This window comes from Paraburkholderia ribeironis, from assembly GCF_900019265.1.
GTDB lineage: Bacteria > Pseudomonadota > Gammaproteobacteria > Burkholderiales > Burkholderiaceae > Paraburkholderia > Paraburkholderia ribeironis.
On sequence record NZ_CYGX02000015.1, the window covers coordinates 52,258 to 74,448 of the forward strand.

22 protein-coding genes are annotated in these 22,191 nt (G+C 64.3%); 13 read left to right on the plus strand and 9 right to left on the minus strand.

What is annotated here, in order from left to right; genetic code table 11:
- Positions 1–242: 242 nt before the first annotated feature.
- Positions 243–521: a DUF1488 family protein gene (locus tag BN2475_RS07935; RefSeq protein WP_094778994.1), complete on the plus strand. Its 279-nt coding sequence runs from the start codon at positions 243–245 to the stop codon at positions 519–521.
- An 18-nt stretch (positions 522–539) separates the two neighbouring features.
- Positions 540–1,331 (plus strand): phosphate/phosphite/phosphonate ABC transporter substrate-binding protein, encoded by a 792-nt coding sequence (locus tag BN2475_RS07940; protein ID WP_094778995.1) that lies wholly within the window; start codon positions 540–542, stop codon positions 1,329–1,331.
- A 29-nt stretch (positions 1,332–1,360) separates the two neighbouring features.
- Here the strand turns inward: BN2475_RS07940 and BN2475_RS07945 are convergent, their stop codons facing one another.
- The 4 genes from BN2475_RS07945 to BN2475_RS07960 all read right to left on the minus strand — a co-directional run bounded on the left by BN2475_RS07945 (position 1,361) and on the right by BN2475_RS07960 (position 7,217).
- On the minus strand, positions 1,361–3,388 hold the full coding sequence (locus BN2475_RS07945; RefSeq protein WP_094778996.1) for an acetyl/propionyl/methylcrotonyl-CoA carboxylase subunit alpha: 2,028 nt from the start codon (positions 3,386–3,388) through the stop codon (positions 1,361–1,363).
- Positions 3,389–3,474: 86 nt separating this feature from the next.
- The gene (locus tag BN2475_RS07950) at positions 3,475–4,260 is read right to left on the minus strand and encodes an enoyl-CoA hydratase/isomerase family protein (RefSeq protein ID WP_094779099.1); all 786 of its coding nucleotides are present in this window, start codon (positions 4,258–4,260) and stop codon (positions 3,475–3,477) included.
- A 29-nt stretch (positions 4,261–4,289) separates the two neighbouring features.
- Entirely contained in the window at positions 4,290–5,897 is a 1,608-nt protein-coding gene (locus BN2475_RS07955) for a carboxyl transferase domain-containing protein (protein ID WP_094778997.1), read from the minus strand.
- Between the two features lie 138 nt (positions 5,898–6,035).
- Positions 6,036–7,217: an isovaleryl-CoA dehydrogenase gene (locus BN2475_RS07960; RefSeq protein WP_094778998.1), complete on the minus strand. Its 1,182-nt coding sequence runs from the start codon at positions 7,215–7,217 to the stop codon at positions 6,036–6,038.
- A 287-nt stretch (positions 7,218–7,504) separates the two neighbouring features.
- On the opposite strand from BN2475_RS07960, the gene BN2475_RS07965 reads away from it, so the two are divergent.
- The 3 genes from BN2475_RS07965 (at position 7,505) to BN2475_RS07975 (ending at position 10,652) form a co-directional block, all read left to right on the plus strand.
- Positions 7,505–8,248 (plus strand): TetR/AcrR family transcriptional regulator, encoded by a 744-nt coding sequence (locus BN2475_RS07965; RefSeq protein WP_094778999.1) that lies wholly within the window; start codon positions 7,505–7,507, stop codon positions 8,246–8,248.
- A 273-nt stretch (positions 8,249–8,521) separates the two neighbouring features.
- Complete coding sequence (locus BN2475_RS07970; RefSeq protein WP_094779100.1) at positions 8,522–9,301, plus strand: DUF72 domain-containing protein; 780 nt, start codon at positions 8,522–8,524, stop codon at positions 9,299–9,301.
- Positions 9,302–9,533: 232 nt separating this feature from the next.
- Positions 9,534–10,652, plus strand: a complete 1,119-nt coding sequence (locus tag BN2475_RS07975; protein WP_094779000.1) for a 3-deoxy-7-phosphoheptulonate synthase — start codon at positions 9,534–9,536, stop codon at positions 10,650–10,652.
- Between the two features lie 154 nt (positions 10,653–10,806).
- On the opposite strand, the gene BN2475_RS07980 is transcribed toward BN2475_RS07975, so the two are convergent.
- Entirely contained in the window at positions 10,807–11,085 is a 279-nt protein-coding gene (locus BN2475_RS07980; protein ID WP_006049832.1) for an HU family DNA-binding protein, read from the minus strand.
- Between the two features lie 349 nt (positions 11,086–11,434).
- On the opposite strand from BN2475_RS07980, the gene BN2475_RS07985 reads away from it, so the two are divergent.
- Positions 11,435–11,830, plus strand: a complete 396-nt coding sequence (locus BN2475_RS07985; RefSeq protein WP_174641896.1) for a hypothetical protein — start codon at positions 11,435–11,437, stop codon at positions 11,828–11,830.
- 184 nt (positions 11,831–12,014) lie between these two features.
- Entirely contained in the window at positions 12,015–13,997 is a 1,983-nt protein-coding gene (locus BN2475_RS07990; protein WP_094779001.1) for a putative bifunctional diguanylate cyclase/phosphodiesterase, read from the plus strand.
- A 130-nt stretch (positions 13,998–14,127) separates the two neighbouring features.
- Here BN2475_RS07990 and BN2475_RS07995 read toward each other — a convergent pair whose 3' ends face one another.
- Together BN2475_RS07995 and BN2475_RS33465 are read right to left on the minus strand one after the other, a co-directional pair.
- On the minus strand, positions 14,128–14,856 hold the full coding sequence (locus tag BN2475_RS07995) for a DUF899 family protein (RefSeq protein WP_094779002.1): 729 nt from the start codon (positions 14,854–14,856) through the stop codon (positions 14,128–14,130).
- Positions 14,856–15,170 (minus strand): hypothetical protein, encoded by a 315-nt coding sequence (locus BN2475_RS33465; protein ID WP_143325747.1) that lies wholly within the window; start codon positions 15,168–15,170, stop codon positions 14,856–14,858. Before BN2475_RS33465 ends, BN2475_RS07995 begins: the two co-directional genes overlap by 1 nt.
- Here BN2475_RS33465 and BN2475_RS08000 point away from each other — a divergent pair.
- On the plus strand, positions 15,169–16,110 hold the full coding sequence (locus BN2475_RS08000) for a LysR substrate-binding domain-containing protein (RefSeq protein WP_094779003.1): 942 nt from the start codon (positions 15,169–15,171) through the stop codon (positions 16,108–16,110). The genes BN2475_RS33465 and BN2475_RS08000 overlap by 2 nt on opposite strands.
- Positions 16,111–16,283: 173 nt before the next feature.
- Positions 16,284–17,534 (plus strand): MFS transporter, encoded by a 1,251-nt coding sequence (locus BN2475_RS08005; protein WP_094779102.1) that lies wholly within the window; start codon positions 16,284–16,286, stop codon positions 17,532–17,534.
- Positions 17,535–17,647: 113 nt separating this feature from the next.
- On the opposite strand, the gene BN2475_RS08010 is transcribed toward BN2475_RS08005, so the two are convergent.
- Complete coding sequence (locus tag BN2475_RS08010) at positions 17,648–18,253, minus strand: peroxidase-related enzyme (RefSeq protein WP_094779004.1); 606 nt, start codon at positions 18,251–18,253, stop codon at positions 17,648–17,650.
- 302 nt (positions 18,254–18,555) lie between these two features.
- Between BN2475_RS08010 and BN2475_RS08015 the strand changes: the two genes are divergently transcribed.
- Together BN2475_RS08015 and BN2475_RS08020 are read left to right on the plus strand one after the other, a co-directional pair.
- Positions 18,556–18,972 carry a cupin domain-containing protein gene (locus BN2475_RS08015; protein ID WP_094779005.1) on the plus strand — a complete coding sequence of 139 codons (417 nt, stop codon included), beginning with the start codon at positions 18,556–18,558 and terminating at the stop codon, positions 18,970–18,972.
- Between the two features lie 322 nt (positions 18,973–19,294).
- The gene (locus BN2475_RS08020) at positions 19,295–20,323 is read left to right on the plus strand and encodes a VTT domain-containing protein (protein WP_094779103.1); all 1,029 of its coding nucleotides are present in this window, start codon (positions 19,295–19,297) and stop codon (positions 20,321–20,323) included.
- A 294-nt stretch (positions 20,324–20,617) separates the two neighbouring features.
- On the opposite strand, the gene BN2475_RS34215 is transcribed toward BN2475_RS08020, so the two are convergent.
- Complete coding sequence (locus tag BN2475_RS34215; RefSeq protein ID WP_159444537.1) at positions 20,618–20,770, minus strand: hypothetical protein; 153 nt, start codon at positions 20,768–20,770, stop codon at positions 20,618–20,620.
- 21 nt (positions 20,771–20,791) lie between these two features.
- Between BN2475_RS34215 and BN2475_RS35375 the strand changes: the two genes are divergently transcribed.
- Together BN2475_RS35375 and BN2475_RS08030 are read left to right on the plus strand one after the other, a co-directional pair.
- A complete protein-coding gene (locus tag BN2475_RS35375) occupies positions 20,792–21,013 on the plus strand; it encodes a hypothetical protein (RefSeq protein ID WP_425435487.1) in 222 nt (73 codons plus the stop codon).
- Between the two features lie 359 nt (positions 21,014–21,372).
- A complete protein-coding gene (locus BN2475_RS08030) occupies positions 21,373–22,167 on the plus strand; it encodes a gamma-glutamyl-gamma-aminobutyrate hydrolase family protein (protein WP_094779007.1) in 795 nt (264 codons plus the stop codon).
- Positions 22,168–22,191: the final 24 nt, after the last annotated feature.

Sequence of the window (22,191 nt, forward strand, 5' to 3'; positions counted from 1 at the left end):
GTAGCCAGCGCACCCCGGCGCGCAACCGCCGAATACAGGGCGAAAAGACGCAGCCGCTTACCAAAGCTTGCACGCGGTAGTCAGTATCCCGTTCGGGTCCGTGCGCCAACGCACGGCAATTCACCACGAATGCCGGTTCTCCCACATACTTGAAACCGGTTGCTTGTCATCCTGATGTTTCGGGCGTTTGTTGCGGCTGTTTGTTGCAGGCGTTTGTTTCAGGCATTTGTAGGGAGATCGCCATGTCGATCTATGTCGATGAGGGGTTCCGCCCCTGTGTGACGGAATGCGCGACGGTCGCTTTCCGGGTGTGCTGTGACGATCGTGCGCAAGTCTTCGAGGTCAGCGCCGAGGCGCTCATAGCGTTTTGCGGCGCGGCAAGCAGGCGCAAGCGCGATCTGCTCGTCGCATTCGAAGACGCGCAGCAGGAGATCCTGACGGTTGCCGCGCAAAAGTGGACCTTCAGACCCACCGAGCCCGTGCGGCTCGGCCTCGACGAATTCCGAATGATCAGACATTAGGTATGCCAGAATGCAGTCATGACCTGGATCGCCGCCCTGCCGATGTACAACGTCACCCCCGCGCTCGACCTCGAGTGGCGCGCGTGGCTGGTCGACGTGCTGCGCAGGGTCAAGCCGGCATGCCGCGTCGTCGAGCCGGACGAGGAGTTGCATGGCTTCTGGCGCCGCCCCAACCTGCTGCTTTCGCAGGCGTGCGGCTATCCGCTGATGCACGGCCTGCATGAGCAGGTTCAACTGATCGCGACGCCGCGCTTCGACGCGCCAGGCTGCGAAGGCGCGCACTATTCGAGCGTGCTGGTGACGCGGGCAGACGCGCAATTCGATACGCTCGCGGCCTGCCGTGGCGCACGCGCCGCCTACAATCAGGACGACTCCAATAGCGGCATGAACGTGTTTCGTCACGCGGTCGCGCCGCACTCGCGCGCTGGCATGTTTTTCAGCGCGGTACTGCGCACCGGTTCGCATCTCGGCTCGTTGCGCGCGGTGGCGGACGGCCGCGCGGACATCGCCGCAGTGGATTGCGTGACCTTCGCTTTCGTGTGCGACGCATTACCGGAACTGGCGCGCAAGGTTCGCCCCATCGGCATGACGGCGACCTCCCCCGGCTTGCCGCTGATCGCGTCGGACACCGTGCCGCCCGCGACGATCGAAGCGCTGCGCGACGCGCTGAACGAAACCCTCGAAATCCAGCCCGAGCGCGCCAAACGGCTGCGTTTGCAGGGCTTTTCGGTTCTGTCGCTGGCGGACTACGACCGGATCGGGCAGCTCGAGGACGAGGCGCGCGCTGCCGGCTATACGCACCTCGCCTGAGCCTCGACCTTACTGCGCGTCCAGCACCCTCACTGCACGTCGAGCACCAGAAGCTGCGCGCCGTCGGCCACCTGATCGCCAACGCCATACAATACTTCGGACACCGTACCAGCCGCCGGTGCGCCGATGGTGTGCTCCATCTTCATCGCCTCCATCACGAGCAGCGGCGTGCCCTTCTCGACCACCGTGCCCGGTTCGACCAGCACCGCGATCACCTTGCCCGGCATCGGCGCGGTGAGCCGGCCTTCGCCGCCTTCGGCATCGGCGGCATGCGCGAGCAGGTTTTGCCACTCGAACGCCAGCGCATGACCGAAACAGAACACATGGAACGTATCGACGTCGACGAACACGCGGCCCGTGACGCGCTCATCGCCTATCGTCGCGCGGAATTCGTGCGCGCCGGTGCCGACCGACCACGAGAACGCTTCGCGCACGCCATCGTGCTCGAGCGTTTGCGTGGCGCCGTCGCGGGCGAACGTGACGGTGAACGCGTTGTCATTGTCGACCTCGCGCCAGCTGAGCGTCTGCGTATAGCCGCCGTTCAGACGCCAGTGCGATAACGCATCCCACGGCGACGCGCCATGCGCGGTGCCGCCCTCGCGCGTGAGCAAGGCCGCACAGGCAAGCGCGAGTGCTTCCTTGAACGGCTTTTTCAGCGGCGCAAACAGCGCGTCGTGATGGCGCTCGATCAGGCCCGTATCGAGGTCGGCGGTCGCGAACGGCTCGCTCGTGACGATGCGTTGCAGGAACTCGATATTGGTATGCGGACCGACCACTTCGCACGCGTGCAGCGCGCGGCTCAGGCGCGCGAGCGCCTCTTCGCGCGTGGCGCCGTGGACGATCAGCTTGGCGATCATTGGGTCGTAGAACGGCGTGATGGTGTCGCCTTCGCGCACGCCGCTGTCGATGCGCACGGGCGCCTTGCGACCCGACTCGCCGAGACCGGCCGCGTCGATCGCGAACTCCACGCCTTCGGGCATGCGCAGATGCTTGAGCGTGCCGGTCGACGGCAGGAAGCCGCGTGCCGGGTGTTCGGCATAGATGCGCGCTTCGATCGCGTGACCGTCCAGCTGCAACTGCTGCTGCGTGAGCGGCAGCGGTTCGTCCGCGGCGACGCGCAGTTGCCATTCCACCAGGTCTTGGCCCGTCACCATCTCCGTGACCGGATGCTCGACCTGCAGACGCGTGTTCATTTCCATGAAGTAAAACTCGCCGCTGCCGGTCATGATGAACTCGACCGTGCCCGCGCCGACGTAGTTCACCGCACGGGCGGCAGCCACCGCCGCCTCACCCATGGCACGCCTGATTTCAGCGGACAAGCCGGGCGCCGGCGCCTCTTCCAGCACCTTCTGGTGACGCCGCTGCACCGAGCAGTCGCGATCGAACAGATAGACGGCGCCGCCGTGACGGTCCGCGAACACCTGCACTTCGACGTGACGCGGCCGCGTCAGATACTTCTCGATCAGCACGCGATCGTTGCCGAAGCTGCTCGCGGCCTCGCGCTTGCACGACGCGAGCGCCGCCGCGAAGACCTCGCTGCGCGCGACCACGCGCATGCCCTTGCCGCCGCCGCCCGCGCTCGCCTTGAGCAGGACCGGATAACCGATCGCATCCGCTTCGCGATGCAGCAGTTCCGGATCCTGATCGTCGCCGTGATAACCGGGCACGAGCGGCACCGCGGCCGCGTGCATCAGCGCTTTCGCGGCGGCCTTCGAGCCCATCGCGGCGATCGCCGCAACCGGCGGTCCGATGAAGACGATGCCGGCCGCCTCGCACGCGTGCGCGAAGTCTTCGTTCTCCGACAGGAAGCCATAGCCCGGATGCACCGCCTGCGCGCCGCTCGCGCGTGCGGCTTCGATGATGCGCTCGATGCGCAGATAGCTTTCCGCCGCCGTCGAGCCGCCGATGTGCACCGCCTCATCGCACGCGGCCACGTGTTTCGCGTTGGCGTCCGCGTCGGAATAGACGGCCACGCTCGCGATGCCCAGGCGCTTGCAGGTCGCGGCCACGCGGCAGGCGATCTCGCCCCGGTTGGCAATCAGGATCTTGTTGAACATGAGTGTCTCGATGAAGTGTGCCGTGCGGGCCTGTTGTTCTGGTCAAGGCGCTGCACGCGCCCCGGAAAATGTGTGTGGCTCGTGGATCAGTTGCGCCAGCCTGGCGTGCGTTTCTCGAGGAACGACGCGACGCCTTCGCGGCCTTCCGCGCCGGCACGCGTGCGCGCGATGCGCGCCGCCGTGTCCTCGATCATCGCATCGTTCAGCTCGCGGCTCGCGATGTCCTGCACCAGTTGCTTGCATGCGCGCACCGCATGCGGACCGTTAGCGCACAGCGTCGCGGCGATCTGCTGGACGGTGGCGTCCAGCTGCGCCGCGTCGACTGCCTCGCTGACGAGGCCGAGGCGCAACGCCGTCGCGCAATCGAACGCCTCGGCGGTGATGAAATAGCGGCGCGAGGCCTGCTCGCCCAACGCGCGAATCACATATGGCGCGATGGTCGCCGGAATCAGACCGAGTCGCGCCTCGGACAGGCAGAACCGCACACTGTGCACCGCGACGACGATATCGCACGCGGCGATCAGCCCCATGCCGCCCGCGTAGGCATCGCCGTTCACGCGTGCGATCACCGGCTTGCTGCAGCGATACACCGAGGCCAGCATGTTGGCCAGCAACATCGCGTCGGCGCGGTTCTCGTCGTCGGAGTAACCGGCCATCTTCTTCATCCAGTTCAGGTCGGCGCCCGCACAGAAGGCCTTGCCGTGCGCGGCCAACACCACCGCGCGCACGTCGTCGCGGCCGTTGAGCGCCGTGAACGCGGAGGTCACATCGGCGATCATGGTTTCGTTGAACGCGTTGCGTACATCCGGGCGATTCAGCGTGAGCGTCGCGACCTGGCCGTCAAAGCCGACATCCAGCGTTTCGTATTGCATACGTTGCAGCTCCTGCGCGTTGCGCGCTGTCACATTCTGAATACGCCGAAGCGCGTGTCTTCGATCGGCGCGTTCATGCTCGCCGACAGCCCGAGACCGAGCACGTCGCGCGTTTGCGCCGGGTCGATCACGCCGTCGTCCCACAGGCGCGCGCTCGCATAGTACGGGTGCCCCTGATGTTCGTACTGGTCGCGGATCGGCTGCTTGAACGCCTCTTCCTCTTCCGCGCTCCATGCGCCGCCGCGCGCTTCGATGCCGTCGCGCTTGACCGTGGCCAGCACCGACGCGGCCTGCTCGCCGCCCATCACCGAGATGCGCGCGTTCGGCCACATCCACAGGAAGCGCGGCGAATACGCGCGGCCGCACATGCCGTAGTTGCCCGCGCCGAACGAGCCGCCAATGATCACCGTGAACTTCGGCACCTTCGCGGTGGCGACCGCCGTCACCATCTTCGCGCCGTTACGGGCGATGCCTTCGTTTTCGTACTTGCGGCCCACCATGAAACCCGTGATGTTCTGCAGGAACACCAGCGGAATCTTGCGCTGGCAGCACAGTTCGATGAAGTGCGCGCCCTTGAGCGCCGACTCCGAAAACAGAATGCCGTTGTTGGCGACGATGCCGACCGGATGTCCCCAGATATGCGCGAAGCCGCACACGAGCGTGGTGCCGTAGCGCGCCTTGAATTCGTCGAACGCGGAGTCGTCGACGATGCGCGCGATCACCTCGCGGATATCGAACGGCTTGCGCGTATCCACGGGAATCACGCCGTACATGCTGTGCACGTCGTAGCGCGGCGGCTTCGGTTCGCGCAGCGCCAGCGGCGTAGGTTTGCCGAGATTCAGATTGCCGACGATGCTGCGCGCGATCGCGAGTGCATGCGCGTCGTTTTGCGCGAGATGATCGACCACGCCCGACAGCCGCGTATGCACGTCGCCGCCGCCGAGGTCTTCCGCGCTCACCACCTCGCCGGTCGCGGCTTTCACGAGCGGCGGGCCGCCGAGAAAAATCGTCCCCTGATTCTTCACGATGATCGACTCGTCGCTCATCGCCGGCACATAAGCGCCACCCGCCGTGCACGAGCCCATCACGACGGCGATCTGCGCAATGCCCGCCGCCGACAGATTCGCCTGGTTGTAGAAGATGCGGCCGAAGTGATCGCGATCGGGGAACACGTCGTCCTGATTCGGCAGATTCGCGCCGCCCGAGTCGACCAGATACACGCAGGGCAAACGATTTTCCGCGGCGATTTCCTGGGCCCGCACGTGCTTCTTCACGGTGACCGGATAGTAGGTGCCGCCCTTGACCGTGGCGTCGTTGCAGACGATCACGCACTCCTGCCCCGCGATCCGGCCAATGCCCGTGATCACGCCCGCGCCGGGCGCGTCGTTGTCGTACATGTCATACGCCGCGAGTTGCGAGAACTCGAGAAACGGCGTGCCCGGATCGAGCAGTTGCGCGATCCGCTCGCGCGGCAGCAATTTGCCGCGCCCCGTGTGTTTGTCGCGCGCCGCCTGGCCGCCGCCCAGTGCGAGCTGCTCGACCTTCGCGCGAAGATCGGCGACCAGCGCTTCGAGCGCCGCCGCGTTGGCGCGAAAATCGTCCGAGCGCGGATTCAGCTTTGATTCGATGATCGGCATGGCGTTGCTTCTCCTGTTCGCCGCATTTTTATGGAGGCCGGTGCTCGACGCGCCGCGAGGCGGCGCGTGGAATGCTCATGTTGATGCGCATGGAGCGCGTCAAGCGCATGAAGCGCCACGCGCCGCCATCACGAGCCGTCAGGCCGTTTCGGCGAACAGTTCGCGGCCGATCAGCATGCGACGGATCTCGCTCGTGCCCGCGCCGATTTCATAGAGCTTTGCGTCGCGCCACAAACGCCCGACCGGATACTCGTTGATATAGCCGTTGCCGCCGAGAATCTGGATCGCTTCGCCGGCCATCCACGTGGCTTTTTCCGCGGTGTAGAGAATCACGCCGGCGCAGTCCTTGCGCACCTGGCGCACGTGCTGTGCGCCGAGCGTATCGAGCTGACGGCCCACCGCGTACAGATACGCGCGGCACGCCTGCAGTGTGGTATAGAGATCGGCCACCTTGCCCTGAATCAGCTGGAACTCGCCGATCGACTGGCCGAACTGCTTGCGGTCGTGGATATACGGCACGACCGCGTCCATCACCGCGACCATGATGCCGGTCGGGCCGCCCGCGAGCACCGCGCGCTCGTAGTCGAGGCCGCTCATCAGCACCTTCGCGCCGCCGTTGAGCTGGCCGAGAATATTTTCTTCCGGCACTTCGACGTTCTCGAACACCAGCTCGCCGGTATGCGAGCCGCGCATGCCGAGCTTGTCGAGCTTCTGCGCAACCGAAAAACCCTTCATGCCCTTCTCGACGATAAACGCGGTAATGCCGCGCGAATTCGCCTCGGGATCAGTCTTCGCGTAGACCACCAGCGTGTCGCAATCCGGGCCGTTCGTGATCCACATCTTGGTGCCGTTGAGCACGTAGCGATCGCCCTTTTTATCGGCACGCAGCTTCATGCTGACCACGTCCGAACCGGCGTTCGGCTCGCTCATCGCGAGCGCGCCGACGTGCTCGCCCGACACGAGTTTGGGCAGGTATTGGCGCTTTTGCGCGTCCGTGCCGTTGCGGTGAATCTGGTTGACGCACAGATTCGAATGCGCGCCGTAAGAGAGGCCGACCGACGCCGACGCACGCGAGATCTCTTCCATTGCGATCATGTGCGCGGTGTAGCCCATGTTCGCGCCGCCGTATTCCTCGGACACCGTCATGCCGAGCACGCCGAGATCGCCGAACTTGCGCCACAGGTCCATCGGGAACTGATCCGTGCGATCGATTTCCGCGGCGCGCGGGGCGATTTCTTTGGCAGCGAATCCCGCGATGCTGTCACGCAGCATTTCGATCTCTTCGCCGAGCGGGAACTGCAAACCGGGCAGGTTGCGCATTGCTGTGTCTCCAGAGTTCGTTGGCGTCCGGTCGGCCTGGATGGCGCCGGGCGGTCCTATCGGCTCGGGTGCGGGGTCGGCGCGGCCACCTCGGCCACCCACGATCCCGCACATGCACGATAGTTTCAACGCGCATTTCACGCCAGATTGACGTAAGCGTCAACAATTATTTTTGAGTATTACTCAGAATTTACACTTAGGCGCTCCAGACAGGCCGTTCCGTGATAGCATCGCCGACATCAGGCTCGACAAGCCCGATTCGCGTCACAAATCTGAACTGGACTCATATGACGGTTGCCGTGAAGGCCGGGTTACCTGTCTCGCGCCGCCAGCCGGCCGGGCGCAAGTCGCAGCAACGCGTGAGGGAGATTCTTCAGGCGGGCCGCGACGTCTTCTCCGAGAAGGGCTACGAGCGCGCGACCACCGCGGAGATCGCGCAACGCCTTGGCATTTCCGAGGCGACCGTGTTCAGCTATTTCCGCGGCAAGCGCGAGCTCTGCGCGCGCGTGATCGGCGACTGGTACGACGAGATCATCGAAGCCATCGAGTCCGGCTTGCCGCGCGATGGCAGCGTGCGCCAGCAGTTTGCGTTCATCGTGCGCACGCATTTGCGCTTGATGCTGGTGAACGGCACGGATCTGTGCGCGCTGGTGCTGTCCGAAGGCCGCGCCCGTCATCATGAGTTGAGCGAGGCGCTGACCGAACTGCAGCGGCGCTACACCGCACCATTGATGCGCGTGCTGGCGCAAGGCCAGCAAAGCGGCCAGATTCGCACCGACATGCCACTGCGCCTGTTGCGCTCGATGGTGTTCGGGCCCATGGAGCATGTGCTGTGGGACGCCACGCTGACCAACCGGCAGATCGACATCGACGCCACCGCGGACCAGTTGATCGACGTGTTGTGGACTGCACTCACACCGCCGGATCTGTCGGTGGCTGCGCTGCAGCAGTTCAGAGCGGAAGTGGCCGAGGCGAACCGGCGTTTCGAGCAAGCCGCGCGCCGCGCGCCGGGTCCGCTGAGCGACGAATAGCGAGCCGCGGCTCACCAGCGACGCACCCGCGGCTCACGATTGTGCGCGCCGCGATTCGGCTTTGCAGAACTCGATATATGTCGGGGCACCGCCGTGCGCCGCCAGGTGGCCCCCGGCGCATCTGCCTGCCGCTGCCTGCCGCCCGAAAAGAAGCTAATCTACGGCTTCCCCGACGCAGCCAGCAGGAGACTCCACGTGCCCGAAGCGAAACAGGCGAACCGCGCGACACCAGCGAAACTAGCGAAACCCGCGAAGTCCACTCCATCCACGAACCTGCGCATCGGCATCGGCGGCTGGACCTATGCGCCCTGGCGCGGCACCTTCTACCCGTCGGACCTTACCCAGAGCCGCGAACTCGAATACGCGAGCCGGCACCTCACGTCGATAGAAATCAACGGCACGTTTTACGGTTTGCAAAAACCGGCGAGCTACGAGAAGTGGTATCAGGAAACCCCGGAAGATTTCGTCTTCTCGCTGAAAGCGCCGCGCTATGCGACCAACAGAAAAGTGCTTGCCGATGCGGGCGAAACGATCGAACGCTTCTTCGCGAGCGGCGTGCTGCTGCTCAAACAGAAACTCGGCCCGATCAACTGGCAATTCGCGACCACCAAACAATTCGACCGTGAAGACTTCGAAGCCTTTCTGAAACTGCTGCCCGCCAGCATCGAAGGCCGGAAGCTCAGGCATGCGATCGAAGTTCGCCATGACACGTTCAGGAGCCCGGAATTCATCGCGCTTGCGCGGAAATACAAGGTTGCGGTCGTGCTGGCGGGCGACAGCGACTACCCGCAAATCGCCGACCTCACCGCGCCCTTCGTGTACGCGCGCATCATGGGCACCACCGACAAACAGGCCAAAGGCTATTCGACCAGCGCGCTCGACGCATGGGCCGCCCGCGTGCGCCAGCTCGCCGCGGGCACGACGCCGGACGACCTGGAAACGTCCGCCGCGCCACCTGCGAAAGCAACTGCGCGCGACGTCTACCTGTACGTGATCAGCGGCTTCAAGGAACGCAATCCGGCCGCCGCGATGGCGCTGATCGGAAGACTCTGACCTGCCGTACTGCCGACGGCGGCAGGGCGGTGTCATAATCGCGCCAACGCAGCGGCGCAACAATGACGCAACGAAGTGACGCAACGACGGCGCAAAAGTGACGCTACAGCAACTCAAAGGCGACGCAACAGCGCCCCCAACAGCAACCCAGAGTCCACGCGAAACCAGCGCAGCGGCACTCGCACATTCCAGGCGGCCAGGCCGCCTCATCATCCAGGTCCGGGAGAACATTTTGAGCGCCATCGACAATCCTTTGCACGATCAGGAAGTCGGCTCGGCCGACGCCACCCAGGACACCACGCGCATCGACGACGTTCGGATCGGCGCGGTGCGTCCGTTGATTTCCCCTGCGCTGCTGCAGGACGAATTGCCGGTGCCGCCCGCGGTGCAGACACTCGTCGAAAAAACGCGCGTGGAAATCGCCGACATTCTGCACGGCCGCGATGACCGGCTCGTGCTGATCGTCGGTCCGTGTTCGATTCACGACCACGACCAGGCGATCGAATACGCGCGCAAGCTGAAGGCCGCGGCCGATGCCCACAAGAACGATCTGCTGATCGTGATGCGCGTCTACTTCGAGAAGCCTCGCACCACGATCGGCTGGAAAGGTTATATCAACGACCCGCGTCTCGACGGCAGTTTCCGCATCAACGAAGGTCTGCGTCTCGCGCGGCAATTGCTGCTCGACATCAACGGTCTTGGTCTGCCCACGGCCACGGAATTCCTCGATCTGCTCAGCCCGCAATACATCGCCGATCTGATCGCATGGGGCGCCATCGGCGCACGCACGACAGAGAGTCAGAGCCATCGGCAACTCGCGTCGGGGCTGAGCTGCCCGATCGGTTTCAAGAACGGCACCGACGGCGGCGTGCAGATCGCCGCGGACGCGATTGTCGCCGCACGCGCGAGTCACGCGTTCATGGGCATGACGAAAATGGGCATGGCCGCGATCTTCGAAACGCGCGGCAACGACGACGCGCATGTGATCCTGCGCGGCGGCAAGAAGGGGCCGAACTATGACAGCGCGTCGGTGCAAGCCACCTGCGCGACGCTCGCATCAGCGGGTTTGCGCGAGCAGGTGATGATCGATTGTTCGCATGCGAACTCGGGCAAATCGCACTTGCGTCAACTGGAGGTGGTGCAGGATCTGGCGCAGCAACTCGCGCAGCGCGAGCGGCGCATTATCGGCGTGATGCTGGAGAGTCATCTGGAAGAAGGCCGACAGGACCTGAACGCCGGTGTGCCATTGCGTTATGGCGTCTCGATCACGGATGCCTGCGTGAGCTGGGCGCAAACCGAGCCGGCGCTCGACACCCTCGCCGACGCAACCCGCAAGCGTCGCGCGGGCTGAGCACGGCGCCGGTGCACACGCGCTGCACCAGCCGCCGATCAGCCTGGCTTACGGCGTTGCGGGGTTGGGCAGCGCGCGATTCTTCACGCCCGATGCATCGCTCGCCGTGCGCTTCGCAGCGCACCGTGGACGCTCCGGCGTGAAGCGCGTTGTCTTACGACGCGTTGACGGCTTCCTTGAAGGCCTTGCCGGCGGTGAACTTCACCGTCTTGGCTGCGGCGATCTGGATCTCGGCGCCCGTCGACGGATTGCGGCCCACGCGTGCTGCGCGCGCGCCGGTCGAGAAAGAACCGAAACCGACCAGTTGCACCGTATCGCCACCCACCACGGCCTTAGTCACCGCTTCGACGATCGCGTCGATGGTCTGGCCGGTGGCCGCTTTGCTTTCGCCCGTTGCTGCGGCGACTGCATCAATCAGTTCCTGTTTGTTCATAGCACTTCCCGTATGGTAATCATGGAACCGGCGCTACATCTGTCGCGCCGGGACCGACACACTAACGCATAGGCGCGCTTTCGCGCAAACCCCCGCTGCAAGGCTTGTATCACCCGCCCAGAGCCAATTTGACGATTTTTGGTAGCAAACTGCCAGCAGAATCGTGTGCTTACGCGTTTTACGCGCATTCGACGCGCTTGAGCCGGATCACAATCCGTTGCAATTTCATGCATTTAGCGTCGCGCCAAAGGCTGCCAGCCGGCTTTTTTACTATGTATGGCGGTTCGCGCGGCGGTCGCATGGCCGGTCCCAAGGCACGGCAAATTCAAAATCCGGGAGAGATAAAAAAATGAAATTTCGCCATATTGCAACAGGTGCACTGCTCGCCGCGCTGTCCTCGGCGGCCATGGCGGCCGAGGACGATAGCTGCGCCACCCTGGTCGGCGCGGCAAGTTCTGCTGCGCCGCAAGGCTTCCGGGTTCGCGATGGCGAACCGGTGGATCTGGTCAGTGGCGCGAAAAGCGACACGAAAACCGTGCATGGCAAGCTACTGGTATTCAGCGACGACGGCGTCTTTCGAGCCTACTGGCAGCCGGATAACAGCGCGGAAAAATACGTGCTGGCGAATGCGGGCGTCAATACGGTGCGCCTCGTGTCGACGCCCCCGCAAGGCACGCCGGCCACGAACGGCGAACCCGGCACGACGCTGCCGCCCCAGCACGTGCTCTCGTGCCCCGCGCTCTGAATCGATAAAGCACGCCGGATGCCACCTGCTGGCGCAGCACGACCGCTCCGTCATCCGTGTTGCCCGGTCGTACTTACCGATTCTTCGCCGCCCTATTCATTTCACGAAAAATCGATCTCAAGCTGCCACCAGCACAGCCGATATACAGAGTTACGCGTGCCGCGCAAACGTTGAAAGGAAGGGAATGGGTCGGCTAGCCAGATTGAGGGAAGGACTGTTGGTCGCGGAGGGCGATCCTGAACTGGTGCGCTCCAAGCTTCAGGCATTCAGCCGCCAGATACCCCTCCTCTATTTCATGCTGCTCGTCAACACGACGGCCGTCGCAATCACGCACCGGCACAGTGCGCCGGCGTGGTTGGCCTTGTATGTGCCCGCGGCGCTCTGCGCGCTGTGCATCGTGCGCTGCGTGCGATGGTGGCGCGTGCGCCAGCGCGTGCTGACCGACGACGATGCCGTGTCCGAGCTGCGCAAGCTGCTCTGGCTGGTCGGCGTCTTGGGCACCGCGTTCAGCCTCTGGTCGCGGCTGCTGTTCCCTTACGGCACCGTGTTCGAGCAGGCGCAGGTCGCGTTTTACATGGCGACCACGCTGGTCGGCTGCATGTTCTGCCTGATGCATATACGCGTGGCCGCCCTGCTTCTGCTTTCAATAGTTATCCTGAGTTTCTCCACTGTCCTCGTATTCACCCGTTGTCCGGTATTTATCGCGATGGCGATCGACATGACGCTGGTCGGTGTCGCGCTCGCCGTCATCATCCAGCTTTATTGCCAGACTTTTACCGGCGCGGTTGGCGCACAGCGCGAATTGCAGGCGAGCCAGCAGAATACGCAGCGGCTCAGCGACGACAACTTCCGGCTCGCGAACATCGACAGTCTCACCGACCTGCCGAACCGGCGCAGCTTCTTCGCGTCGCTGCGCGCGATGTCGGAACAGACGTTCGCGTCGAGCGGCGGCTTCAATGTCGGACTGATCGATCTCGACGGCTTCAAGCAGGTCAACGACATCTATGGCCACGCAAGCGGCGACCTCGTGCTTCAGGAAGTCGGCGCACGCCTGCTGGCGCTCGCCGAGCCGGGTCTGTTCTTCGCGCGTCTGGGCGGTGATGAATTCGGCGTGCTCGCGCAGCACAAATTCTCGAACGAAACGCTCGTCGAGTTGGGCGAGCGTATCTGCAATGCGCTCAGTCAACCGTACCTGGTGGCCGGTAATGTCGCCGAGCTGTCGGGAACGATCGGCTGGGCTGCGTTTCCCGACGCCGGCACGACGGTCACGCAACTGTTCGAACGCGCCGACGCCGCGTTGTACTTCGGCAAGGAGAGCCGCCGCGGCACGCCGGTAATCTTCTCGACGGAACATGAAACGCGTATCCGGCGCTCGAGTCTCGTGACCCAGGAACTGCGCCATGCCGATCTCGAAGCGGAGCTGTTCCTCGAGTTCCAGCCGATCTACGATCTGCTCACGCACCGCCCCATGGGCCTGGAAGCGCTCGGGCGCTGGCATAACCCGCGGCTCGGCATGGTCAGGCCGGAAGAATTCATTCGGATTGCTGAGCGTACCGAACTGATTCTGCGCATCACCGACGTGCTGCTGCGCAAGGCGCTCGACGAAGTTGCACGCTGGCCGAGCGAGCTGTTTCTGTCGTTCAATCTGCCCGCCATCGACATCTCCACGTCGGCGCGCGCCCGGCGGCTCATCGATATCGTGAGCGCGAGCGGTGTCCCGCCGCATCGCGTGTCGTTCGAGATCACCGAGACCGCCGTGACGCGCGATTTCGAACAGGCCCACAGCGCACTGACGATGATCAAGCAAGCCGGCTGCCGCGTTTCGCTCGACGACTTCGGCACCGGCTATTCGAGCCTGAGCTACGTGCATCGCCTGCCGTTCGATTCGATCAAGATCGACCGCAGCTTCGTGACCGACGTGGATTCGAACAGCGCGTCGAAGAAGATCGTCAAGTCGGTGCTCGACCTGTGCCGGAACCTCGGACTCGAATGCGTGGTGGAAGGGCTCGAAACGGCGCAGCAGGCCGAGGTCGTCAAGGCGCTCGGCGCACGCGCGGTGCAGGGCTATCTGTTCAGCCCGCCGCTGCGGGCAAACGCCGTCGATACCTATCTGCGGCCGGCGCCTGACCGGGGTCTTACGGTGGCTGAGGCGCAGGCGCAGTCGTAGCGCTACAGTGCGTGCGCGGCGCGGGTTCACGCCGCTGCGCCTGAACCGCCCCATCAGCCGCCCCATTAACCACCCCATCCACCGCCCCATCCACCGCCCCATCGTCCAGCACAGCGCGGCAACCGCCGGCTCAGCGCGGTGCCGCGCCGTATTCCAGCTTCGGGTACCAATCGCTGCCGCGGCCGCCGGGCGTCATGTCGAGCACGGTCCAGAGCGGCATCACATCGGGCGCGCCGCGCGGGTCCTGGCCAGGGTCGGCCGTCGACGGGCCCATTTCCGCGCCCCAGAAGTGCCGCACCGTGCCATCGCCACGCGTGAACACGTTGAACGCGGGTTGATCGTCGCCAGCGGGATCTTCACCTGCGTAGTCGCGATTGAACGTGTTGCCGCCCGACGAATACAGACGCAGATGCCGCCAGCCCCGCTCCTTGCCGAACGCCACGAGCCTGTCGATCGGAGAACGGCCGATCACCGCGAACGCCACGCGTTGCAGGATGTCGGGCATTTCGCCGTCGTAGGCGCTCAGCAGCGATGTGCACATCGGGCAGGGCCGTGCGCGTCGTGGGCCGAACATCCAGTTGTAGGTGACAAGCGTGTCGTGCTCGCCGAACATCTCCGATAGCGTCACCGGACCCGCCTCGCCGACGAAACGGTAATCCTCCGGCACCACGCCACCTGGCGGCAGCGCGCGACGCTGCTCGGCGACCCGTTCGATGTGACGGCGCAATTCGATTTCCTCGGCCAGCAGTTCGTTGCGCGAGCGCCGATAGGCGGCGCTTTCGCCGGGAAATCGTGACGGCAGATCGGCCAGTTGCCGGGCCGGTCTCAAGGTCTGGATGGATCCGTTGGCGTCAGTCATCAGCCGTCTCCTCTTGCGGAAAGGGAATTGGGAGAGCGCGTCGGCGCGCCTGACATCGCCGCGCTCCACATGCTCCATATAGCGACGACGAACGGGTCGGCGGCAAATCGACAGCGGCGGCGAAATTTTCTCTGCGCGCTCGCCAGCGTCTCACCGAACCCGAACCCGGCCACGCGAGCGCCGACGCCGACCACAACCGCAACCACAACCACAACCACCCGGCAAGGTATGCTTTCGCGTAACAGAACGCGCGCACCCGGCGCGCCAGAGCCATCGTCACGGCGCACCACGCGCCGTTCCTGGGGATGCAACATGCCGCTTCGTCTGCCACCTCTGCCCGCGCTTCGCTTCTTCGAAGCAGCCGGCAGGCATCAGAGCTTCAAACTCGCCGCCGAGGAACTGAACGTCACGCCGAGCGCGATCAGTCACGGCATCGTCGGCCTGGAACAGGCACTCGGTGTCGAGCTGTTCGTGCGCGAGCCGCGCGGCATTTCGCTGACCGCAACGGGCGCTGACTATCTCTCCTATGTCTCCGAAGCGTTTTCGCTGATCGCGATCGGCACGCAGCGCTTACCGAATCATCGCGCGGATCGCCCGATCGCGCTGAGTTGCGCGCCGACCCTCGCGTCGCGCTGGCTGCTACCGCGCCTCACCGGTTTTCGCACGCGCTGGCCGAAGGTGAACGTGAGCGTCGACACGTCGCATCGTCAGGTCGGCTTTCCGGTCGACGGTTTCGACTTCGCGATCCGTCTGAGCCGCGCGCCGGTTGCCGGCACCGCGTGGACGCGTCTGTTCGGCGAACGCCTCGTGCCGGTGTGCAGCCCTGCTTACCTGGCGAGTCTGCGCGACGAGCAGGGGAACATCGCGTTACGCCACGCGACGCTGATTCACGTGAATGCGGCGAGCGAGGACTGGCAGACATGGCTCGACGCGACCGGCGCCGACGGCATCGATACCGCCGGCGGCCTGCGCGTCGACACGATCCAGCTTGCGTTCGAGGCAGCCAGCTTGGGCCTTGGTGTCGCGCTCGGCCGACGGCCGCTGGTCGATGGCGATCTTTCGAGCGGCGCGCTCGTCGAGGCGTGCTCGGCGACAGTCGCCTCCGCCGGCGCGTATTGGCTGGTGAGTGCGGAAAGCTCGGACCGTCGACCGGAACTGATCGACTTCAAGCGCTGGCTCGTCAGCGAGGCCGAACCGTTCGACCTGCCATCCGAAACCACGTCGCCAGACTCACGGCGCGTCGAGTCGAGTTGAGTCGAGTTGAGTCGAGTTGAGTCGAGTTGAACCGCGTTGACTGGGGCAGCGCCGCATCGCGTTGCGCGGTCTGCGAAGCCACACAGATGAGCCGCGCTCACCTGTGCTCGAAATCTTTTCTTTTGCCGCTTCTGACGCTCGCTGCGACCATGGTGTCGAAGGAGATCAGAACCATGTCGACTGCCAACAGCAAACGCTTCACCCCCGCCTTCAACCCGAGCACGCTGATAATCCTCGCCGGCGCGCTGATTCTCAGCGCGGCGCTGGGCATTCGCCAGACCTTCGGGCTGTTCATCGGGCCGTTCTCGTTCGACCGCGGCTTGCCGGTCACACAAATCGCGTTCGCGATCGCGCTGCACAACCTGGTGTGGGGCTTCGCGCAACCGTTCGCGGGCGCCGCCGCGGATCGCTACGGTTCGGCTCCGGTGGTCGCGTTCGGCGCGACGACGTTCGCGGCCGGTCTCGGACTCGCGGCGGTCGCGCCCAACGGCGCGCTGCTGGTCGTCGGCATGGGACTGCTGGTCGGCATCGGCGTGAGCTGCACAACCTTCGGCGTGGTGTTGCCGGCAGTCGGGCGTACCGCGTCGCCGGAAAAACGCAGCGTCGCGATGGGGCTGGTGAGCGCGGGCGGATCGGCGGGTCAGGTGCTGATGGTTCCGCTCGTGCAAGGCATCCGGCTCAGCTCGGGCATCGTCGCGTCGCTCTTCGCGCTGGCTTTCCTGATGCTGTTGATCGCCCCGCTCGGCATCGTGCTCGACCGTCGCGGGCAGGCCGGCACGACCGTTGCACAGGCGGGCGCAGCGCCGCTTCGCCAGGTGCTTGCGCAGGCAAGCCGGCATCGCGGCTATCGGCTGCTGACGCTAGGCTTCTTCACGTGCGGGTTTCAGCTCGCCTTCATCGCGACGCACCTGCCCGAGTATCTGTCGCTCTGCCATATGCCGGTCGGGCTCGGCGCTACCGCGCTCGCGCTGATCGGCCTGTTCAACATGGCGGGCAGCTGGACATGCGGCTGGCTCGGCGGCCGGTTCCGGCAGCATCATGTGCTCGGCTGGCTCTATCTGATTCGCAGCGTGACGATCGGCGCGTTCTTCGTCTTGCCGAAAAGCGCGGCGTCAGTCGTGATGTTCGCGGCCGTGATGGGCCTCACGTGGCTCGGTACCGTGCCGCTCACGAGCGGACTGGTCGCGAAAGTGTTCGGTACGCGCCACCTCGGCACCCTGTTCGGCGTCTGCTTTCTGAGCCATCAGATCGGCTCGTTTCTCGGCGCATGGCTAGGCGGCCTGGTGTTCGATCTGACGGGATCGTATTCGTTGCTATGGGACGCCACAGTGGTCGCCGGGTTGATCGCCGCGATGCTGCATTTCCCGATCGATGACACCTCGGCGAACATGCCCGCGCTACGGTCCGAACCGGTGAATGCGTGAACATACGGTAGCGGGGAACGCGCGCTGACGCATTACATCGTCGCATTGCGTCCTCGCCTTGCATTCCTATGTCCGATTCGAACTGGTATGGAGCCCGAAATAATCTCCCATGATTATTCTATCGGCGCATCCGCCGCTGCTTTCGGCACACGTCCCATCAGATAGAACTCGTTGTTCGGACGCATCGAAATAACGTTGGCCATCCGGTTCGACAAGCCGAAAAACGCGGTAATCGCCGCGATATCCCAGATGTCCTCGTCGGTAAAGCCATGCTCGCGCAGGGTTTGAAAATCGTCGTCATCGACCGTGCCGGATGCGCGGCAAACTTTCAGCGCGAAGTCGAGCATGGCCTTCTGGCGCTCGGTGATATCCGCCTTACGATGATTGACCGCGACCTGATCGGCGAGCAACGGCGCCTTTTCGTAAATACGCAGAATCGCACCGTGCGCGACCACGCAATACAGGCAGTCGTTCACCGCGCTGGTGGCGACCACGATCATCTCGCGCTCGCCCTTGGTCAGGCCGCCCTCTTTCAGCATCAACGCGTCGTGATAGGCGAAGAATGCGCGGAATTCATCCGGACGATACGCGAGCGTCAGGAACACATTCGGAACGAAGCCTGCTTTCTCCTGCACCTCGAGGATGCGGGCACAGATGTCGTCCGGCCATTCGCTCGGCTCGGGCACAGGGTAGCGGCTGATGGGCTGAAGATTGGCCATGCTTTGCCTCCGTGATATCTGTATGCACACGACGCCGATTGTAGCAACAGGGCCAATACGCCGTGCGGCGAGCCCGTGGTCGCGACGCCAGTCACGTTGCAGTGCTCGCACCAGGCGCCGCAGCCGGTCTGCGGCAACTGACTGGCGGCAACCGGGCGAATGGACCCGCGCCGGCGGCGCTCGACAAGGTCCGATAGCGCCGCCACGATCGTCTAGACTTTCAGTCTCAGGGAGCGTGCGCCGAACCGTGGCGAGCGGCGTCAGCCGGATTGCAGAGAGCGGCGACCATGACAGGAGCGACTATGACAGACGTATTGCACGATGCGCGAGCACCCGTCATCAAGGTGCGCCCTGACCGGGAGATGGCGACGGCCCAGCGCTTGCCCTACTTCGTCGGCATTTCCGCCGGCACTGCGGGCGCGAGGGGTTTGTCGATGTACATGGTGGTGGTGCCGCCGGGCGGCCATGCCGAACCTCACTATCACGCCGACTACGAAACCGCGATCTACCAGCTCGAAGGCAGAATCGAGACGCGCTACGGTCCCGGTTTGCGCGAGTCGGTCATCACCGAGGCGGGCGACTTCCTGTTTATTCCGCCTGGCGTGCCGCATCAGCCATTCAATCTCGACGCGCTGAACGCCGCACGCGCCATCGTGGCGCGCAATCATGCGGACGAACACGAACGCGTAATCCCCTACGATCCGGCGACAGACGCATGAACTGACAGGGCGGGCGGCGCACCGCGCGGCGCCGCGCCACTAACAAGGACCATCGGACTCGAACCGACCGCGTAAGCCGCTTCGGCTTGCGCGCCACCACCCAATCCTGCGAGAATCCTCGCGCCCAGCGGGGCCCGCAGCGTCCGCGCGCCACCTGTGTTTAAATCCGCCTTCGCGCCAACGCGTGCGTGTGCGCCGGCCGACCTGCCGCCAACGTGATCCAGGTGCGGTCCAGGTGCGGAGCATGCGCCGCGTGTTCGCCGCGCGCCCGCTTGGCGCGAACCATTTCAATTCTCTTCATTGCATTCTCAGGAGCGCGGTTGTGTGGCATTTTCCGGTTGCGATTCCACCCTCGCTGAGCGTTTGGGCCGTTTTCATGAGCGTGCTCATCACACAGCTCGGTGTGCCGATTCCGGCCGCGCCGATGCTGGTTTTCGGTGGAACCATGGCCGCCATGGGACAAACCTCGTATGTCAATGTCGTATGCGCCGCGGTCGTCGCGACGCTGCTCGCCGACTCGTTGTGGTTCTTTACCGGACGCGCGTACGGCCGTCGTCTGCTGAACTATCTGGTGCGTTTCTCGCTGTCGCTGGACACCACCGTCCGCGTCGCACGCAATACCTACGAACGTTATGGCGCGCCGATTCTCACCGTCGCGAAGTTTCTGCCGGGCCTCGGTCTGATCTCTGCGCCGCTGCTCGGCACGACCGCGATCGGCGTCGGTGTGTTTCTGTGGTGGGATCTGGTCGGCGCGACGCTATGGGCTAGCGCATGGGTGATCGGCGGCGTGGCGTTGCACGATCAGATCGTGCAACTGGTGCTGCTCGTGCGGCAAAACGGCGGGACGATTTTCGATGCGTTCGCTGCGATCTTCATCGCCGCGCTGCTGTACCGCTGGGTGCGCCGTTTGCAGTTCCGGCGCTGGCTCGCGCATACGCGCATCACGCCGGATCAGCTCGACGCGTTGATGAAATCCAATGAGCCGCCGCTGATTCTCGATGCGCGGCCACACAGCGTGCGCGAAAAGGAGTCGCACCGCATTGCCGGCGCGCGGCCGCTGGATCTCGATTCACCCGAGCCGATTCATCCCGAACTGCTGAACCGGCCGATCGTCGTCTATTGCGTGTGTCCGAACGAAGCGACGGCCAAGCGTATCGTCAGTCAGTTGCATCGCAAGAATATTCACCATATCCGCGCGCTCAAAGGCGGCCTCGACGCGTGGGAGAAACGCGGCTATCCGGTCGAGCCGCTGCCGCCCGACTTCAATACGGCGATGGCGCACATGATCGAGGATCAAGGCAACGAAGGCGAATATACCGTGCGTGCGAGGCTGGCGAAACACGCGCGATGATCGGGCGACTTGCCGCGCTGTTCCTTCACGCTGTTCCTTCACGCTGTTCCTTCACGCTGTTCTTTTCGATAATGAGCAGACAGCGCGCGACTTTCTTTTAACAGATGTCTCAATGTCATACGCGCGACACAGACCAATGCTAATCGTTGCAATGCTGGAGCAATACCCAGCCGCGATGACCGGCTATGCATGCCGCAAAGATCTTCTTTTGATTGTCGCCGCATCGTTTTCGGGGAAGTTCGGCCCATCATTGTCGAAAATGATTTGACGGCGTTATTGGCTCGTATATGCTGCTCATAAGGCGGTCGTCGCGCCCGCGTCACGAGACATCACCGGTGTCTTGCCACGCGGCGAATTCAGTTCGCGCAGTTGCGAGACGATTCTCCTGACGTCCTGCTTCTTTAAGCGCCGCGTGCGGATTTTGAACAGGCCGTTCAATACGTTCAACGTTGCCAGTCGAGTGTAATCGTGAGAGTCCGATGCCCTTTGGTGAGATGGAATCGTAGTCAGGCGGGTTGTCCCCGCGCTGACGGCGTCATCACCGACGGCAGCAACGGCAGCCTTGCGTTCCGCCGCTTTCTGTCCGTCTTCACGATCCTGTCCCGCCGTTCAGTTCGACGTCACAACTCCATTTCCGCACGCGCCTTCATCGCGGTGCGTACAGACGAAGTCGCTTCGCTGCTGCCGTAGCGCCTCCTTCCTTTTCGCCGTTCGATTCGTCCGTTTGCGTGAGCGCGCCCTTGTGGGTCTGACACTGCGCAGGAGCGGTGCTGCCCGCCGTCGATGCGCTTCGTGCGGCCTGGATTGAGTCGCGCATCGCGGCGGATCGAACCGGACAGCGCACGCGATTGCGACGCGCGGCGAGTCCTTTCCGTCGACGACGACCGCCCGCATGACCCTGGCGGCCTGGCGCCTTGCGCCCGGCTGTGGAATCGTGCCGCGCCGTGTTCGACATGGTTCATACCGCGTCCCGCGGGGAACGCACCGAAGGAAGTTCCCTTGCGGGAACTTCGAAGGTAGTCCCTTCTGACCACCCACATCTATTCGTTATGCGAAATAAACCACTAGTCGGCATCAGCGCCGATAGAACGATGATCGGAGCCCACCCGTCGCACGTGGTGGGCGAGAAGTACATTGCCGCGATCGTGGACGGTTCGCAGGCGCTGGCCATGCTGCTGCCGGCACTCGGTGAACGCCAATCCGTCGAGGACGTGCTGGCGACGATCGACGGCCTGTTGTTGACCGGCAGCTATTCGAACGTCGAGCCGCATCGCTACGGCGGCAAGCCCAGTGCGCCAGACACCCCGCGCGACGCCGCACGCGATGCGACGACGCTGCCGCTTCTGCGCGCGGCAATCGTCGCCGGTGTGCCGGTGCTGGCCATATGCCGAGGCTTGCAGGAAATGAATGTTGTGTTCGGCGGGACATTGCATCAAAGCGTTCACGCGGTGGCAGGCCTGAACGACCATCGCGAGAACAGCCAGGACGACCTCGACGTGCAATACGCGCCGTCTCACGCGATCACGCTGACGCAAGGCGGCTTGTTGCAGCGCCTCGCAGGCGGCACGAATGAAGCGCGCGTGAATTCCCTGCATGGCCAGGGCATCGCGCGGCTGGGCGCGGGCCTCATGGCCGAAGCCATCGCGCCGGACGGCCTGATAGAAGCAGTCAGCGTGACGGGTGCGCGCGCTTTCGCGCTGGGTGTGCAGTGGCACCCGGAGTGGAAACATGCCGACGACGCGCTGTCCCGCGCGATCTTTCGCGCGTTCGGCGACGCCTGTCGCGTTCGGATGCGCGGCAAGCCAGGCTATGGCGCGGTATCCGCCGCTGTTACGCACGCCTGAGACGCTCACGCACCAAATCAGAGA